Below are 13,476 nucleotides of genomic sequence, written 5' to 3'. Positions count from 1 at the left end.
CCCCCGTCAAGACACCCCGGCCCCCTCGCCCGTCGGCTCAGTCCCCGGCCGGGGACCCGACCCGCGCGGCGGCGACGAGCTCCTCCAGACGGCCTTCACCGAGGGCCCCGGACGCCGTCGAGGCGACCCGTCCTCGCGCGTCCACGACGAGGGTGACGGGCAGCCCCTGGGTGGTCAGCAGCCCCTTGGGCAGCGCGAAGAGCTGCTTTCCACCGGGGTCGAGAATGCTGGGGTAGGGCATGTGGAACTCACGGGCGAAGGCACGCGCCGCGTTGGCGGAGCCGTCCCGGTTCAGCCCCAGGACAACGACCCCCTGGTCCTTCATCTTCCGGTGGAAGCCCACCAGGACCGGGGTCTCCTTGCGACAGGGCCCGCACCAGGAGGCCCACGCGTTGACCACGACGGTCTTCCCCGCGTAGTCGGAGAGCCGCACCGGGCTCCCGTCGGCGCCGCTCCCGGTGAAGTCCGGCGCGGCAGGACGGTGCGCACTGTCTATCGTCAGCGTGCCGTCCTTGCCGCGGTGATAGCCCTCGGGCGTACCCGGACTACCTCCGATCGTGATCGCGCCGACGAGAGCGACGGCGCAGGCAAGGGCGGCCAGGAAGGGAACATAGGGGCGTTTCATGGGGGGTCCTTCGGGGCGACGGCGGTCAGGCGCCACCCGGCGTCCGGGCCGGGGGATCCCGAACCCACACCGCGCCACCACCCCTGGTCACCCGTGCGGCGACACCCGGCATCCCGAGGAGCCCGGGATCCGCGGTGCGGTGCGGACGCGGCATGCGGGCATACGGAAACACCCCCGTGCATGCTGAACAACGGTTCTTGCTGGTCAGTCAGAACGGTACGCCCACCCCCAACTCCCTCCACGAACAACCCCCTTGCGACCACCTCCCCCAAGGCCACCTCCCCACCGAACCCCACCCGCCAAAAAGCCGAACCCCGCCCACCCGAAGGCCGAACCCCCGACCCGACACGACACGGCACGCCGTCACCGAGGGCACCAGGATCCCCGCCGGCCGACCACACGACCGACCGCGGTCCCAACGGGGGGCGACCTCCACAAGCCCTATCCGCTGCGCTGTCAGCGCCGCCTTCGTGCCAAGTCGACCTGGTCGCGCCGGGCGAGGACATGTTCGCTGCCTGTCTCGGCGCCACGGAACTGTGCAAGACGCACGGCACCAGCGACGCCACCGCCCTCGCCTCCGCCTCCGCAGCGCTGATCTGGTCCAAGCACCCCGACTGGACGAACAACCAGGTACTCAGGGTCATGCTCAACACGGCAAGCAAGCCCAAGAGCAGCAAGGAGCGCACGGACTACCTCGGCTACGGCGCCGTACGCCCCCGCATTGCTCTGCAGAACCCTGGCGATCCGGGCCCCGCCGACGAGTACCCCCTCCCGGACCTCGCAGCCGCAGCGTCGCAGTCTCCGTCTCCCGACACCTCCAGATCCAACGGCACCGATGCGTCGGCAAAGAATGACCACTCCGCCACGACGGCCTCCGCGCCCAAGGACGACGGCAGCATCCTCTGGATCACTCTGGGTATCGGGACGGCGGTACTCCTCGGAGCGGCGATCACGGTTTCCGCAGCCATCCGCAAGCGTCGGGCCCCTGCAGCGTCATTCCAGGCAGCCACGATCTACCCGAGCCAATTCCCTTACACAGATAAAGGGTTCACGCATGCTCCGCATTCGGCCCCGAGCGCACCGGGCAGCGTCGACCCTTCCGGCCGAGGCCCTGGTCCCGCATGAGTACAGATACTCAGGCGCGATGGTTCCCGGTGCAGATGGGGCACGTGATGAACGGGCGCTACGGTACTTCTCGATCACCAAAACGTTACTGTCGCACGTTCATATCCGCTCGTCGGTGTACGACGCGGCACGGGGAGGGGACCACTCATGGCGTGGGATGAGTGGGAGCAGCTCAAGACCGCGGCGGTCGAGCGGCACACCACGCAGATGCAGCTCAACCAACTGCCCGCCGACCCCGGAGGTTCCACTTCCGGTGGCAGCAGCGGCGGTGCCGACAAGCTGAGGTCCGACAAGGCGGCATGGACCAAGGCAGGGGAAGGCGTCGGCTCGTTGCGGGAGGACCTTGACAAGGCGTGGGTGAAGGCGGATTTGGGCCAGACGGGACTCGGGAAGCAGTCCGGGTGCCTGACCTCGGCAGCCCAGCAGGATGTCTACGATTCCTGGAGGCGCTACGTCAAGGATGTCAGCAAGGTATGCGACGGGCTTGCCGACGTGCTGGAGAAATCGGGAAATGACCAGCTACGGACCGACGAGGCCATCAAGGCCGAGATCGCCAAGCTGAAGACCGAGTACTACCAGGATCCGCCCGCCGGCGGCCAGCCCAAGGAGCGGTGACCCGCAAGAATGGACCACCCGACGCTCAAGGCCCTCAAACCGACCGAGTACGTGGAAGCGGCGGACGGGTACCGTGCCATCAGCGCCATGGCCGACTCGGCCAAGGACCGCATCGACAACCAGATCACCGCGGCCATGCGGAAGGCCAACGCGGGCGAGGCCGCGGACGCGGCGCTCAAGCAGTTGCGGAAGCTGTCGGAGAACTTCCACTACACCCAGGTCGAGTGCAGTCTGATCACCGGAGCTCTCGACGGCTTCTCATCCGAAATCACCGCTCCGAAGCGGCGCCTGACTGAGGCACTGGACGATGCGGCCACGCTGGCATACTCCGTCAACGAAGACGGCACCATCACGTATCCCGCCGGCGGTAAGAGCGAGCTCACCGGTGAGCCGATCGCTGGCGGCACAGTCCTGGGCAACACCTACCCGATCACGGGCAACAACACAAATTTCCAATCACCGGGACTGGTACCGAGCGACACTCGGTTGAAGAACCCGAACCCACACCACGCCAAAGCCGTGGACATCGCCGACCGCATCGCCCACGCCGTACGGGAAGCCCAGGAGATCGACGATCGCTACAGCAAGGCGCTGCGCAAGCTCAAGGCGGCGCCGGGGCTGAACGTCGACACCAAGACGTGGGCGAATGTGGCAGCCGATGTCGACGCCGTCAGCTCGGCCGCCAGCAAATACCTTCAGGATCAGATCCCGTTGGACAAGTCGCCGGCCGACCGCAAGGAGTGGTGGGACAACCTCAGCAACGAGGAGCGCGAGGAGTACAAGACGGCCTTCCCGGAAGTCATCGGCAACTTGGACGGCATCCCAGCCGTGGTCCGCGACGAAGCAAACCGCGGGAGCATCCAACTTCTCATCGCGCAGTTGGAGGGCCAGCACAATGAGGTGTCCAAAGACAAGCTTGATGGACTGAAAGGCATCCAGACCAAGCTCAACTCGGGCAGTCAGCCGCCAATGTTCCTTCTGGGGGTCGGTCTCGAAGGAAACGGGAGAGCGATCGTTGCCTTCGGGAACCCTGACACCTCAAAGAACGTCTCGGCTTATGTGCCTGGCTTGGGCACTAAACTCGATTCCGGTTTTGCCGACGGCACAGTGAAACGTGCCTTCGATACGACTAAGGGCGCCCAGGGTATCGATCCCTCATCATCCGCGATCGTATGGCTCGGCTACGATGCCCCTCAATCGATCGACGTGATGACTACGGGCGACGCTGAGCGCGGCGCCCCCGCGTACAACAGTTTCATGGGTGGAATTTCGGCAACCAATGAGCGTACCGATCCCCACATCACTGCAATTGGACATTCCTATGGTTCTCGACTGGTGGGGGCCGCAACACAGGAGGCAGGAGGGATTCCGGGGGCTGACGACATCATCCTTGTCGGCAGTCCCGGCGTCGGTGTTGACAAGGCGGAGGACCTAGGTGTGGGCAAGGATCACGTCTGGGTGGGAGCGGCTGAGAACGACATCGTCACCAAGCTCCCTTCGTCAAAAGAAGCTGCGGCAGGAACCATAGGACTCTTCGGGGGAGGGCCGCTTGTCGGGTACCTCGGAGGAGAAATCGCCGACCAGGGTGACGACGACATCTGGTTCGGCAAGGATCCGGCAAGCAAAGCGTTCGGCGCCAACAGATTCGAGACACTGCCCGGACCGGAACTGCTTCAGCCTTCCTTCCCCGACGTGTCGGACTCGAAGTTGGATATGGAAGCCCATAGTAATTATTTCTCTCCAGAAGAAGGGAAGGATAAGGTTTCTGCGCGAAATATCGCCGCCATTGTCGCAGGACAGCCGGGATATGTTACGAGGGAGACGCCGCGATGAGGAAAAGGGTTGCAGCGGCCGCAGTGCTGGTTCTGCTTCTGGCCGGGTGCGGCTCGACAGGTACCGCACCCTCAAGCAAGGAAAGCCAATCGAAGATGAACATGCAAGAGGCGGCCGACAAGGCGGACGCGATTCTTGACGAGACGTTTGCGGCCATCAAGCCTCCCGTTCAGTGGACGCACACGTACTCAATGCCAGGTGACTGCTATGTGGACCGCGACCGTTCCGTCATGACGATCATCTCGACCAAACGGCGTGGCAGCTTCCTCGGGGTGTTGGAACGCCACTGGAAGAGCAAGGGCTACAAGTTCGTCGCGGCGAGTCAGAACGGGCTGGCAGCCAACTTCGAGACCCAGGACGGCTTCCAGCTCGAGGTCCTGATCGGGACCACTGGCCAGGCCCACCTGAGCGTCACCACCCCTTGTGTGGAGAAATCCGAGGTTGCTCCGCCGACCAGCAAGCCGAACGGCCCGGACTACTCGAAGCAGGAGCTGCCAGCGCCGAACGTGAAGTCGACGTTCTGGTCGAGCGACGCGCCCCTCTCGAGCTGACGCGGCGGATCTCAAGTCCCTCAGCCCACGACCGCGCGTGCTCCGGCCGGTGTCGGATCTGCTCGCCCTCGGCCAGGTCCTGCTCCAACTTGCCGGCCTGGGCATACCAGTAGCTGATCTCCTGCTTCAGACGCTGATCGACCTGAGTGCTGGTGCGATCGATGACCGGGAGGAGGCGTTCACGAGCCGATCCAGCAGGCCCTCGACCACGGAATGATGCAAGAGTCAGCCACGCGGGTGAGCCGCATCCACCCTGAGCGCCACCACGTAGTGCACGGCGATGCCACCGTCGCGGAACCTCCCTCCTCCCACACCGAACGCGAAACCGTTGACGAGAAGACCGGAGAGATCCGCAGACACCGTGTCGCCCCGGACGCGGGGCTCACCACCGAAGGCGGCGACAAGCTGGTCTACGGCAACAAACTGCTCTCCATCGCCGTCCGCCTCGCAAACACTCCGCACAGCCGCGTGATCCTGGCTCTGGAGTCCATCCGTCATAAGTCAGAGGAAGAAGACCCGGAACGCGGGGCCGAGGGCCACGCCTTCGTCGAGATGATCAAGCACCTGCTCAAGCACGCTCCCGGTCTGCGGGCCGTCACCTACGACAAGGCCCTCCGAGGTGTCCACCGGGCCCCGCTTATCGCCGAAGGCCTCCTCGTCTTCACCCCCCAGTACGCGGGACTCCCACCCCAATCCCTGGAGCGCTACCAGGACGGGCCCTGCACCCACGACCTCTACGTCACCGAGGCCCGGGTCTGCAAACGCCGTATCACCGTCGACGGACAGACCCACTACACCCCACTCCCCGTCGAGGAACTCGAATACCGAAAGGGCAAGCGGACCCGCTTCTACCACCGCATCACCATCCCCTGCAGCACCAAACAGCACAAAGTGCGCATTCGAGTCGACGAGACCGAAGACGACCGTCAGGTTGACCCCACCACACGGAAGAAGCGCTTCAACCGCACCGAACACCTCCGACAGGTTCCGCCCGACACACCCGCCGGCCGCCGGCCGCCGCCTCAAGGGATTCCGCCAGGACAGCGAATCGGCGCACTCGCGATTCGACCAGAGCTATCCCCTCGAAAGGGTCCCCGCCTACGGAGCCAAAGCAGCTCTCCTCATCTACATCGGCTACGCCTGGCTGAACAACTCCATCACCCGCGCCAGAAACGGCCTGACCTTCGGCGCCTGAAACCGCGGATCCCCGGCCCCAACCCCCTGCACCTCACCCACTGGCAGCACCCCAGCTCGCCCGCCACAGGCGCGCGCGATCATGAACCCGAGGTGCCGACCTCACCCCACCCGCTACACTGTCGGCGGTGGCCCAGCCTTCACGGGCCAGGCCACCGCAACCCTGCCGACAAACCGACCTGAAGCCCTTTGCCCACCCGGGCCGGGTTTTGGACACGTTTTCCGACAGATCCCCGCCTTCGTAGCTCAGGGGATAGAGCACCGCTCTCCTAAAGCGGGTGTCGCAGGTTCGAATCCTGCCGGGGGCACCAGTTCAGAAGGGGTCCACCTCCGGATTTTCGGAGGTGGACCCCTTCTGACATCTAGATCTGACATCAACGACGGCGGTCACTGACGACCGGGGCGCCTCCTGAGCAGCCGGTCCATGTGGCTCATGGCCTTCCGCTGCGTGTCCTGCACGACGTGCGTGTAGACGTCCATGGTGATGCTGATCTGGGAATGCCCGAGGATCTCCATCACGACGCGGGGCGCGACTCCGGCCGCCGTGAGGAGCGTGGCCGTGCCGTGCCGAGCGTCGTGCAGCCGGATCACGCGGAGGCCGGCGGACTCGGCGACGCGGGTGAAGGAGCGGTAGACGTTCCGCGGCTCGACTTGGCGGCCGGTGCGGGTGGTGAAAACGTAGCCGGACTCCTGCCACCGCTCCCCCGCCTTGGCGCGAGCAGCTGCCTGCCGCATCCGGTGCCAGCGCAGGGGTGCGATGCAGAGGGCGGGCAGCGGGACGACCCGGCGACGGCGGCTCTTGGGATCGTCGTCGTAGAGGACGCCCCGTCGGCGCTGGGTCTGCTGGCGGACGTGGAGGACGCGGTTGTCCAGGTCGAGGTCCGACCAGCGCAGGCCTACGATCTCACCCCGGCGGAGCCCCATGGCGATGGCGAGAACGAAGGCCGCGTACAGCGGGTCCTTGCGGGAGGCCGCGAGGAAGTCCAGCGTCTCGTCGAGAGTCCAGGGCTTCAGTTCGCGGTTGTCGGTGCGGGGTGGCTCGACGAGCTTGGCGACGTTGCGCGTGATCAGCTCCTCGCGACAGGCGGAGGACAGCGCCGACCTCAGGACGCGGTGAGACTCCTTGGCGGTTGCCGCAGTGGTCTCCTTCTCCAGGCGGACGAGGAAGCGGCGTACGTCGGCGACGCCGAGCGATTCGAGCCGCTTGGCGCCGATCAACGGCACCAGGTACAACCGGGCATGTGCCTCGTACTTGTCGTACGTACTGAGCTTCCGCCGAGGCTTGATGACGTTGTCCAGCCAGTACGGCAGCCACTCGGAGAGCTTGGCCGAACGGGTGGGCACGGGCACGCCCTGGTCGACCTTGTCGAGCAGTTCCCGGCGCTTGGCGTCGCACTCGGCCCAGGTCTTGCCGTAGGCGAACTTGCGGGCGCGGGTGCCGTCCGGCTGAAGGACGTACACAGCGCACTGGTAACGGCCGTCCTTGCGCTTGGTGATGGTGCCGGCGCCGTTGGGATTGCGCTTGCGCGGACCGGCCATCAGGCAGCCCCCTCGATCTGGCCGAGGACGAAGTCACGAACGGCGACGTCGGGGATACGACGAGCCCCATCAATCTTGATCGAGACGAGACGGCGCGAGCGGATCAGGTCGTAGACCTTCGAGCGTCCAACCTTGAGACGCGCCATGACTTCCGGCACGGTCAGCAGTTCGGCGGTGACGGCGGTGTTCATGCTGCGGCTCCTTCCAGGGCGAGTTGGTCTTGCAGTGCTTCGCGTGCCGTCTCGCGGTTGAGCTGGATGTCCCGGGCGATTGAGGCGGCGAGGGCGGATTCGCCGGGGGTGTGGCCGTGGCCGGCGTACTGCCAGTCGGTGAGGACGAGGACGGTGTCCGGTTCGCGGTCGTCCAAGCCCAGGGCAGCGGCCTCTTGGGTGGCGCGGTAGTCGGCGCGTGCCTGGCGGAGAGCGCCGAGAGTGGTGGAGTAACGGCGGGACTTGGAGGAGAAGTGACCGCGGAAGCCGAGCATGTGTGCCCAGGCCCAGAGGCGCCGGTCCGGGTAGAGGCTGTCCAGGTCGCGGCATGCGGTGATCAGGCGGCGGGTGTGGTCCGGGACCTGGTGGCGGTTGAGCTCGGCGAGTTCCCCGATGCGGCGGTCGAGGGTGCCGGTGTTCTCGGCTGCCTTGGTGGAGTACTTGGCGACGTAGGAGGCAACGGCCTGTTCGGTGATGTCGGAGCTGTCACCGAAGGCCTTTACCGGGCGGACGTCGAGCTGTGTTCCCCAGCGGAAGGACCGGGCCGGTTGGTCCCCGGCGGACGGGACAGAGACGGACGTGTAGGAGTGCGCCGCGGCCGCATGGATCGCATCGGCAAGTAGGCCGACCGTTGCCCAGGCAGGTGGCGGCGTTCCGGGCCCCTCCGGGCCGTCGAGCCGGATCACCGCGTGGAAGTGCAGGGCGCCGCGCTTCTGGAATTCGGCGACCTTGCCGTAGGAGACGCGGACGTGGTCGGCGAGTTCTCGGCGGGTGAGGCCGGCGCGGGCAGCGAGTTCGCGGCGCAGGCGTGTGGTGAAGCGCTGCCAGAGCTGTCCGGCGTGGTTGTTGAACAGGACGGCGCCCGCGTAGTCGTACATGGCGGGGTCGAGGGCGGTGCCCAGTTCCGATGCGTCCGGGGCGTGTTGGGCGCCGCAGCGGCAGACGCCGCGGTCGGGCCGGTTGTGGACCGGGCCGAAGGAGGGGGCGGTGAGGGTGGCGAAGACGCGGGGGTGGTCCCTGACGGTGGTGGGGACGTCGCGGCAGTCGTCACCGGCCAGGCCCGCACGGATGAGGTGGTAGGTGTCGCCCGCGTAGGTCCAGGCGCAGGAGGGGCAGCGAGAGGCGCGGCGGTTGCCGCAGGCGAGGCGGAGGCGTCCGCCGGGTTCGTCGGCGGTGGTGTAGTGATGCAGGGTCTCGCCGGTGGTCTTGTCCTTGTGGAGGGTCCAGCCGGTCAGATGGATGGGGTCGGAGCAGCCGCCGGTACGGCGGATCTGGTCCTCCCAGCGCGTGTAGTCAGGAGCCGAGGCCACCCGCAGGAGGTCACCGAGGGTGGTCGGGTCGAGCAGCGGGGCAGGCACGGACGAGGCGCGATGCGCCATGCTGGGTTCTTCCTTCCGGTTGTGAGATCGGACAGGGGCGGCGCCCGGGCGGCGGATGCTTGGCGGTATCGAGGCCGCCCGGGGGCCGGTCAGCGTCGCTTGGCGTCGGCGTTGACGAGGGAGCGGATCACCAGGGCGCAGACGGCGACCGAGGCGCCAGTGACGGCGACCGCGAGGAGCATGGAGACCAGGACGGCGCCGACGACCAGGACCACGGCCGTCCCGCCGCCGACGAGGGCGAGGGCGGTGCCGGGGGTGAGCTGCACCGTGGGCCGGGACTGCATCGCAATGACCGGAGCAGGAGGCGGTACCTGCGCACTAGGCACGACAGTGGTCGGCTCCACCGACACGGGCGGCATGACGTGACCGGTGGGCATGGGATTGGTCGGGATCTTCGGGCGGAGCATCAGTGTTCTCCCTTCGGTTCGTGCTACTTGACGAAGCCGTTGACGACGGAGGCAAGCACGCTGTCGGCGAGGAGGAAGCCGCCGAGGAGGAGCACGGCGATGAGCCACCAGGGCGGGCGGATGAGCTTGACGCCGAGGTAGGCGACGGCGAGCAGCGCGAGCCAGAGCGGAACGTTCATCGGGTCGGCCTCCTAGCTGACGCGGCAGCGGTGGGTGCGGGCGGCGAGCTGTGCGGCGGACTGGCTGGAGTAGTCGGCGGACCAGCCGCACCGGTCGTTGGTGCACACGGCGGCGTGTTTGGTCTGGCCGCGGCGGTCGCGGTGGGTGCCGATCTGTACGGGGCCGATCCGCATCACGGAGTGGAAGAAGTCACGGGCGGGCATGTCAGTCGGATTCCTCTCGGGTTGTGGTCGGGTCGGGGAAGGTGGCGCGGATGTCGGCGGCGGTGGCCGGGTCGGTGGTGCGCTGGGCGGCTTCCTCGGCGAGCAGGTGGGCGAGGTAGGGCCGGTTGGCGGCGGTCATCTCGCGTGCGCCGTCGAGGTAGTCGGCGGTGGTCAGGTCGGCCGGGTCACGGGTCACGGCTTGTCTCCCTTCCGGGTCAGGTGAGTTGGGCGGCGATGGCGTCGGCGAGATGGGGCGGGAGACCGAGGCGGGCACGGAGGGTGTCGGTGTCGATCCGGACGCCGGTGCGGGCGTGGTGGTCGTCGGCGACCTTGCGGGCGTGGGCGACCAGCGCGGCCGGGACCGGCACTGCTGTGGGCAGGGCCGGGGTTTCCTCGGGCTCCGGGGCGGCGACGGGTTCGGGCACCCGGCTCGACTCGGCAACGGCGGGGTCGTGATCCGTCTCGGGCCCGGAGTCCGGAGCCGGGGCGGAAGGTGCCGGCGGAGCCGGGGAGGGGTCCGCAGATGAGTGGGCGAGGAGGGTGCCGCCCATGAACGCCAGGGCAGGCCAGGCGGCGACGAGGATGCGCAGCCACGCCGGGACATCGTTCAGGTCGAGCAGTCCGGCGGTGGCGACGTTGGCGCCGAGCGAGGCGACCAAGGCGATGAGAAACCAGCACCAGGCCAGCCGGGACGGCCCATCGGCACGCAGCCGACGCCAGGCGGCGACCAGGAGCAGGTCCACCGAGACCGGATAGGCCCAGGCCTTCCAGCCGGTCTGTCCGGCAGCGGCGGCAAGGTCGTGCAGGTGGGCGAAGGACAGTGCCCCGGCGATGACGGCCTGGACAAGTACGGCGTCGATGCGGAGAGCGGGGCGGGCCATCACGGCTCCTTCCTGTGATCAGGCATGGCAGGGGTAGGGAACCGGCGCGAAGGGCGGTCGCGCCGACCGTGGGAGGGGTGGTGGATCAGGCGGTGGCGGGAGCTGTCTTGGACAGCGGCACGCGGACCGAGTGCAGCGGGGCGACCGCGGGCCGGAAGGGCGCGAGGGCGGGCAGCTCGGGAGTGCGGTCGGCGTGCTTGTTGCAGACGTTCACGGCTTGGCGCAGCGAGGTGTGCGGGGCGCGGATGCGGTGCCAGCCGCCGGTGGAGTCCCCGGTGATGGCGATGCCGCGCGTCTCGGCAGGAATCTGGATGGCAGCGAGTACAGCGTCCGGCGCGATGTCGCCGAAGGCCATGTTCGCGGATGTCTCGTCGTTGACGCGGTGCGCGGTGCGGCCGGTGAGCTGGGCGCGGAGCATGGTGATGCCCTTGCCAAGTTCGGAGCCGAAGCGCTGCCCGCAGATTTCCAGGTAGACGCCGGCAGCGCGGCCGAGCTGGGCGAGGCGGACCAGGGCGGTGATGATACGGTCCCGCCGCTTCTCCTCCTCCTTGCCAGCGAAGAGGGCGAGTTCGGCAACCTCGTCTACCAGGACGACGACCGGCACCGGCCGTAGATCCTCGGGCAGGTCCCAGATGTCGGCGGCGATCTCCGCGTCCGGCACGGCAACGCTGACCCGCTGCTCGGCGCGGATGAGCTGATACACGTCCTGCATGTGGGACACCAGCGCCTCCAGCAACTCCAATGCGGTGTCGGGGTTGTCAGCGAGCGCGGAGAACCGGCGTGCCAGTGGGAACAGCTCGACGCCCTGCTTGCAGTCGATGCCGACCAACGCAACGTGGTGCGGGGCGAGCCCGGCGACGAGGTTGCGCTGATAGACGGACTTGCCGGACTCCGTGGCGCCGAGGGTCAGACCGTGCGGGACGGCGCGGTAGTCGCGGTAGTGAACCGAGCCGTCCTCCCGCAGCGCGACCGGGACACACATCGGTCGGACGTCGGTCTTGGCCGGCATCTGCACCCGCTTGAGTACGTCGTAGCCGGTCATCCGGATCTCAACCACGCCCGAGCGCAACTCACGGGAAGTCACGCCATACATCCCGAAGGAGTGGCGCAGCCGGTCAGAGGCGGCGGCGACATCGAAGGCGTCCTGTCCCGGGCGGAGTTTGAGCCTGAGGACCAGGCCTGTGTGGGTGGGCCGCAGCCGCAGGATGCGTGGTGCGCGGGATTCCGGCGCCGGGCGGTTGGCTATCCGGGCTAGCATCAGCCGCCAGCGCGAAGGCGGGACCGTCAGCCCGCAAGCCTCCATGACGGAGGTGTAGCGGACCAGGACGCGCACGACAGCGAGGGTGACCCCAAAGGTCAGCCAGTGCCAGGCGGGACGCCGCCACCGCAGGAGACCCGCAGCGGCAACGACCACCAGTAGTAAGACCGTTGGCCATGTCATGGCTCAGGCCGCCTTCGAGCCCGTGCCCGTGATGGCCAGCGAGGTGACGGCCACCGCGCGGAAGGCAATGCCGTGTCGCTTCTGGCCGTTGAACTCGTTCTCCCACGGCCGGGCGATCAGCCCCGTGAGGGCGGCCGGGGTGCCCATGGTCAGGTCACCGGAGATGCCGGTCTCCGGGACGGTGACGGACAGGATCTCCACCTCGTCGTTGGCCGCGAACATCACGTCCACGGTCATCAGCTGCGCGCCGGTCTCGGCGTCGGTGGCGATCTCGCCGGTACGGCGGTCCTTTACCTTCGGCTGCGGGGTCTTGGCGACCATCACGGTCGCGGCGGAGGTGTCGACGGGGATCTGACGCACAGCGGATCACTCCTCTATAGATGCCGAACTCCGTCACTCATGTATATGAGTGACATGAAGAAGAGTGCCTCACTCCTGTACATGAGTCAACCCGCCGCGACATCGAAGTCACGACGGGTTGCAGGAAGTTGAGCGAACGTCAGTCGCCGGCCGGGATCCGGTACTCGAAAACGAACTGGTCAGCAGCCATGAGCGTGTCGCACACCTCGACCACGATGCCGGTCGTCGTACGGGCCTCCCTGACGAGGTGAACCACCGGCGCACCCGGACTGAGCGCTAGCTCGGTGGCTTCCGCCTTGGAGGCTGGCCGGGCTTGCAGCGTCTCGACGAACTCGGCGAACTCATGCCCGTGGTCTTCGAGTCGGGCATAGATGCCACCGCCGCCGGGGTTCTCGGCGAACAGCTCCGGGATCTCCTTCACGACATCCCACGGGAGATACGAGGAGGCGGTCTCGACCGGGGTGCCGTTGCGGAAGTAGAGACGCCGACGGGCGAGCACCTGAGTGCCGACGGGGACGCCCAGTCGCTGGGCTGCATCCGCGGGGGCCTCCATGGGCCCGATGTAGAGGACACTCACCTTGGCAGTGGCGCCGGACTGCGCGGACTCCGCGAGGTACGCGGCCTTGCCGCCCTGGCGGAGCGAGCGCCGGAAGCGGTCGGAGGAACGGTGCCGTACCGGCGGCCGGTCCTTCACGATCGAGCCCTTGCCGTGTCGGGTCTCGACAAGCCCGCTCGCCCGCACTTCGACCATGGCCTTACGGATCGTGCCGCCGGACACGCCATAGCGCTCCACCAGCTCAGACTCACTCGGCACCATGTCGCCAGGCTTGAGCACACCAGCCCTGATCTGCTGCACGATCTCGTCCGCGATCTGCACATACCGAGGCCCGGACCTGCCCCCCTCTACCGCAGTTCCCATAGTCCTTCCATGCCT

At 67.5% G+C, this 13,476-nt stretch carries 18 protein-coding genes and 1 tRNA gene; 5 read left to right on the top strand and 14 right to left on the bottom strand.

All coding sequences use genetic code 11. The features are described 5' to 3' along the window. Positions 1–37 precede the first annotated feature (37 nt). Entirely contained in the window at positions 38–625 is a 588-nt protein-coding gene (locus ACFVX4_RS12815; RefSeq protein ID WP_389975312.1) for a TlpA family protein disulfide reductase, read from the bottom strand. Between the two features lie 180 nt (positions 626–805). Between ACFVX4_RS12815 and ACFVX4_RS12810 the strand changes: the two genes are divergently transcribed. The 4 genes from ACFVX4_RS12810 to ACFVX4_RS12795 all read left to right on the top strand — a co-directional run bounded on the left by ACFVX4_RS12810 (position 806) and on the right by ACFVX4_RS12795 (position 4,749). Further along, entirely contained in the window at positions 806–1,750 is a 945-nt protein-coding gene (locus tag ACFVX4_RS12810; protein WP_389975309.1) for a S8 family serine peptidase, read from the top strand. A 147-nt stretch (positions 1,751–1,897) separates the two neighbouring features. After that, positions 1,898–2,365, top strand: a complete 468-nt coding sequence (locus tag ACFVX4_RS12805) for a hypothetical protein (RefSeq protein ID WP_389975306.1) — start codon at positions 1,898–1,900, stop codon at positions 2,363–2,365. A 9-nt stretch (positions 2,366–2,374) separates the two neighbouring features. Then, positions 2,375–4,198 (top strand): alpha/beta hydrolase, encoded by a 1,824-nt coding sequence (locus ACFVX4_RS12800; protein WP_389975304.1) that lies wholly within the window; start codon positions 2,375–2,377, stop codon positions 4,196–4,198. 95 nt (positions 4,199–4,293) lie between these two features. After that, positions 4,294–4,749, top strand: coding sequence for a hypothetical protein (locus tag ACFVX4_RS12795; protein WP_389975301.1), 456 nt, complete (start codon positions 4,294–4,296; stop codon positions 4,747–4,749). 225 nt (positions 4,750–4,974) lie between these two features. Here ACFVX4_RS12795 and ACFVX4_RS12790 read toward each other — a convergent pair whose 3' ends face one another. Together ACFVX4_RS12790 and ACFVX4_RS12785 are read right to left on the bottom strand one after the other, a co-directional pair. After that, positions 4,975–5,247, bottom strand: a complete 273-nt coding sequence (locus tag ACFVX4_RS12790; protein WP_389975298.1) for a hypothetical protein — start codon at positions 5,245–5,247, stop codon at positions 4,975–4,977. A gap of 3 nt (positions 5,248–5,250) precedes the next feature. Then, the gene (locus ACFVX4_RS12785) at positions 5,251–5,724 is read right to left on the bottom strand and encodes a hypothetical protein (protein ID WP_389975295.1); all 474 of its coding nucleotides are present in this window, start codon (positions 5,722–5,724) and stop codon (positions 5,251–5,253) included. Between the two features lie 454 nt (positions 5,725–6,178). Here ACFVX4_RS12785 and ACFVX4_RS12780 point away from each other — a divergent pair. Then, positions 6,179–6,254, top strand: a tRNA-Arg gene (locus ACFVX4_RS12780). 76 nt (positions 6,255–6,330) lie between these two features. Here the strand turns inward: ACFVX4_RS12780 and ACFVX4_RS12775 are convergent. The 11 genes from ACFVX4_RS12775 to ACFVX4_RS12725 form a co-directional block, all read right to left on the bottom strand. Further along, positions 6,331–7,482: a tyrosine-type recombinase/integrase gene (locus tag ACFVX4_RS12775; RefSeq protein ID WP_389975292.1), complete on the bottom strand. Its 1,152-nt coding sequence runs from the start codon at positions 7,480–7,482 to the stop codon at positions 6,331–6,333. Further along, entirely contained in the window at positions 7,482–7,673 is a 192-nt protein-coding gene (locus ACFVX4_RS12770; RefSeq protein WP_389975289.1) for a helix-turn-helix domain-containing protein, read from the bottom strand. The genes ACFVX4_RS12775 and ACFVX4_RS12770 overlap by 1 nt, the downstream gene beginning before the upstream one ends. After that, on the bottom strand, positions 7,670–9,049 hold the full coding sequence (repSA, locus tag ACFVX4_RS12765; RefSeq protein WP_389975785.1) for a replication initiator protein RepSA: 1,380 nt from the start codon (positions 9,047–9,049) through the stop codon (positions 7,670–7,672). The genes ACFVX4_RS12770 and repSA overlap by 4 nt, the downstream gene beginning before the upstream one ends. A gap of 110 nt (positions 9,050–9,159) precedes the next feature. Next, complete coding sequence (locus tag ACFVX4_RS12760) at positions 9,160–9,477, bottom strand: SpdD-like protein (RefSeq protein ID WP_389975287.1); 318 nt, start codon at positions 9,475–9,477, stop codon at positions 9,160–9,162. Positions 9,478–9,500: 23 nt separating this feature from the next. Continuing rightward, positions 9,501–9,656: a hypothetical protein gene (locus ACFVX4_RS12755; RefSeq protein WP_389975284.1), complete on the bottom strand. Its 156-nt coding sequence runs from the start codon at positions 9,654–9,656 to the stop codon at positions 9,501–9,503. A gap of 12 nt (positions 9,657–9,668) precedes the next feature. Then, complete coding sequence (locus tag ACFVX4_RS12750) at positions 9,669–9,860, bottom strand: mobile element transfer protein (protein ID WP_007388789.1); 192 nt, start codon at positions 9,858–9,860, stop codon at positions 9,669–9,671. A 1-nt stretch (position 9,861) separates the two neighbouring features. Beyond that, the gene (locus tag ACFVX4_RS12745) at positions 9,862–10,056 is read right to left on the bottom strand and encodes a hypothetical protein (RefSeq protein ID WP_389975281.1); all 195 of its coding nucleotides are present in this window, start codon (positions 10,054–10,056) and stop codon (positions 9,862–9,864) included. 19 nt (positions 10,057–10,075) lie between these two features. Continuing rightward, a complete protein-coding gene (locus ACFVX4_RS12740) occupies positions 10,076–10,741 on the bottom strand; it encodes a DUF2637 domain-containing protein (protein ID WP_389975278.1) in 666 nt (221 codons plus the stop codon). An 85-nt stretch (positions 10,742–10,826) separates the two neighbouring features. After that, complete coding sequence (locus tag ACFVX4_RS12735) at positions 10,827–12,182, bottom strand: FtsK/SpoIIIE domain-containing protein (protein WP_389975275.1); 1,356 nt, start codon at positions 12,180–12,182, stop codon at positions 10,827–10,829. 3 nt (positions 12,183–12,185) lie between these two features. Further along, positions 12,186–12,542: a hypothetical protein gene (locus ACFVX4_RS12730; RefSeq protein ID WP_389975272.1), complete on the bottom strand. Its 357-nt coding sequence runs from the start codon at positions 12,540–12,542 to the stop codon at positions 12,186–12,188. 139 nt (positions 12,543–12,681) lie between these two features. Continuing rightward, complete coding sequence (locus tag ACFVX4_RS12725; protein ID WP_389975269.1) at positions 12,682–13,461, bottom strand: GntR family transcriptional regulator; 780 nt, start codon at positions 13,459–13,461, stop codon at positions 12,682–12,684. Positions 13,462–13,476: the final 15 nt, after the last annotated feature.

Source organism: Streptomyces sp. NPDC058240, from assembly GCF_042882135.1.
In the GTDB taxonomy this organism is placed as follows: domain Bacteria; phylum Actinomycetota; class Actinomycetes; order Streptomycetales; family Streptomycetaceae; genus Streptomyces.
This window is presented reverse-complemented; position numbering and strand designations above follow the sequence as displayed.

Excerpts from the sequence above, each read along its gene's own strand:
- ACFVX4_RS12770 (WP_389975289.1), bottom strand. The coding sequence starts at position 7,673 with ATGAACACCGCCGTCACCGCCGAACTGCTGACCGTGCCGGAAGTCATG.
- ACFVX4_RS12795 (WP_389975301.1), top strand. The coding sequence starts at position 4,294 with ATGAACATGCAAGAGGCGGCCGACAAGGCGGACGCGATTCTTGACGAG.
- ACFVX4_RS12800 (WP_389975304.1), top strand. The coding sequence starts at position 2,375 with ATGGACCACCCGACGCTCAAGGCCCTCAAACCGACCGAGTACGTGGAA.
- ACFVX4_RS12735 (WP_389975275.1), bottom strand. The coding sequence starts at position 12,182 with ATGACATGGCCAACGGTCTTACTACTGGTGGTCGTTGCCGCTGCGGGT.
- ACFVX4_RS12740 (WP_389975278.1), bottom strand. The coding sequence starts at position 10,741 with ATGGCCCGCCCCGCTCTCCGCATCGACGCCGTACTTGTCCAGGCCGTC.
- ACFVX4_RS12725 (WP_389975269.1), bottom strand. The coding sequence starts at position 13,461 with ATGGGAACTGCGGTAGAGGGGGGCAGGTCCGGGCCTCGGTATGTGCAG.
- ACFVX4_RS12790 (WP_389975298.1), bottom strand. The coding sequence starts at position 5,247 with ATGACGGATGGACTCCAGAGCCAGGATCACGCGGCTGTGCGGAGTGTT.
- ACFVX4_RS12815 (WP_389975312.1), bottom strand. The coding sequence starts at position 625 with ATGAAACGCCCCTATGTTCCCTTCCTGGCCGCCCTTGCCTGCGCCGTC.
- ACFVX4_RS12805 (WP_389975306.1), top strand. The coding sequence starts at position 1,898 with ATGGCGTGGGATGAGTGGGAGCAGCTCAAGACCGCGGCGGTCGAGCGG.
- ACFVX4_RS12760 (WP_389975287.1), bottom strand. The coding sequence starts at position 9,477 with ATGCTCCGCCCGAAGATCCCGACCAATCCCATGCCCACCGGTCACGTC.
- ACFVX4_RS12810 (WP_389975309.1), top strand. The coding sequence starts at position 806 with ATGCTGAACAACGGTTCTTGCTGGTCAGTCAGAACGGTACGCCCACCC.
- ACFVX4_RS12775 (WP_389975292.1), bottom strand. The coding sequence starts at position 7,482 with ATGGCCGGTCCGCGCAAGCGCAATCCCAACGGCGCCGGCACCATCACC.
- ACFVX4_RS12750 (WP_007388789.1), bottom strand. The coding sequence starts at position 9,860 with ATGCCCGCCCGTGACTTCTTCCACTCCGTGATGCGGATCGGCCCCGTA.
- ACFVX4_RS12755 (WP_389975284.1), bottom strand. The coding sequence starts at position 9,656 with ATGAACGTTCCGCTCTGGCTCGCGCTGCTCGCCGTCGCCTACCTCGGC.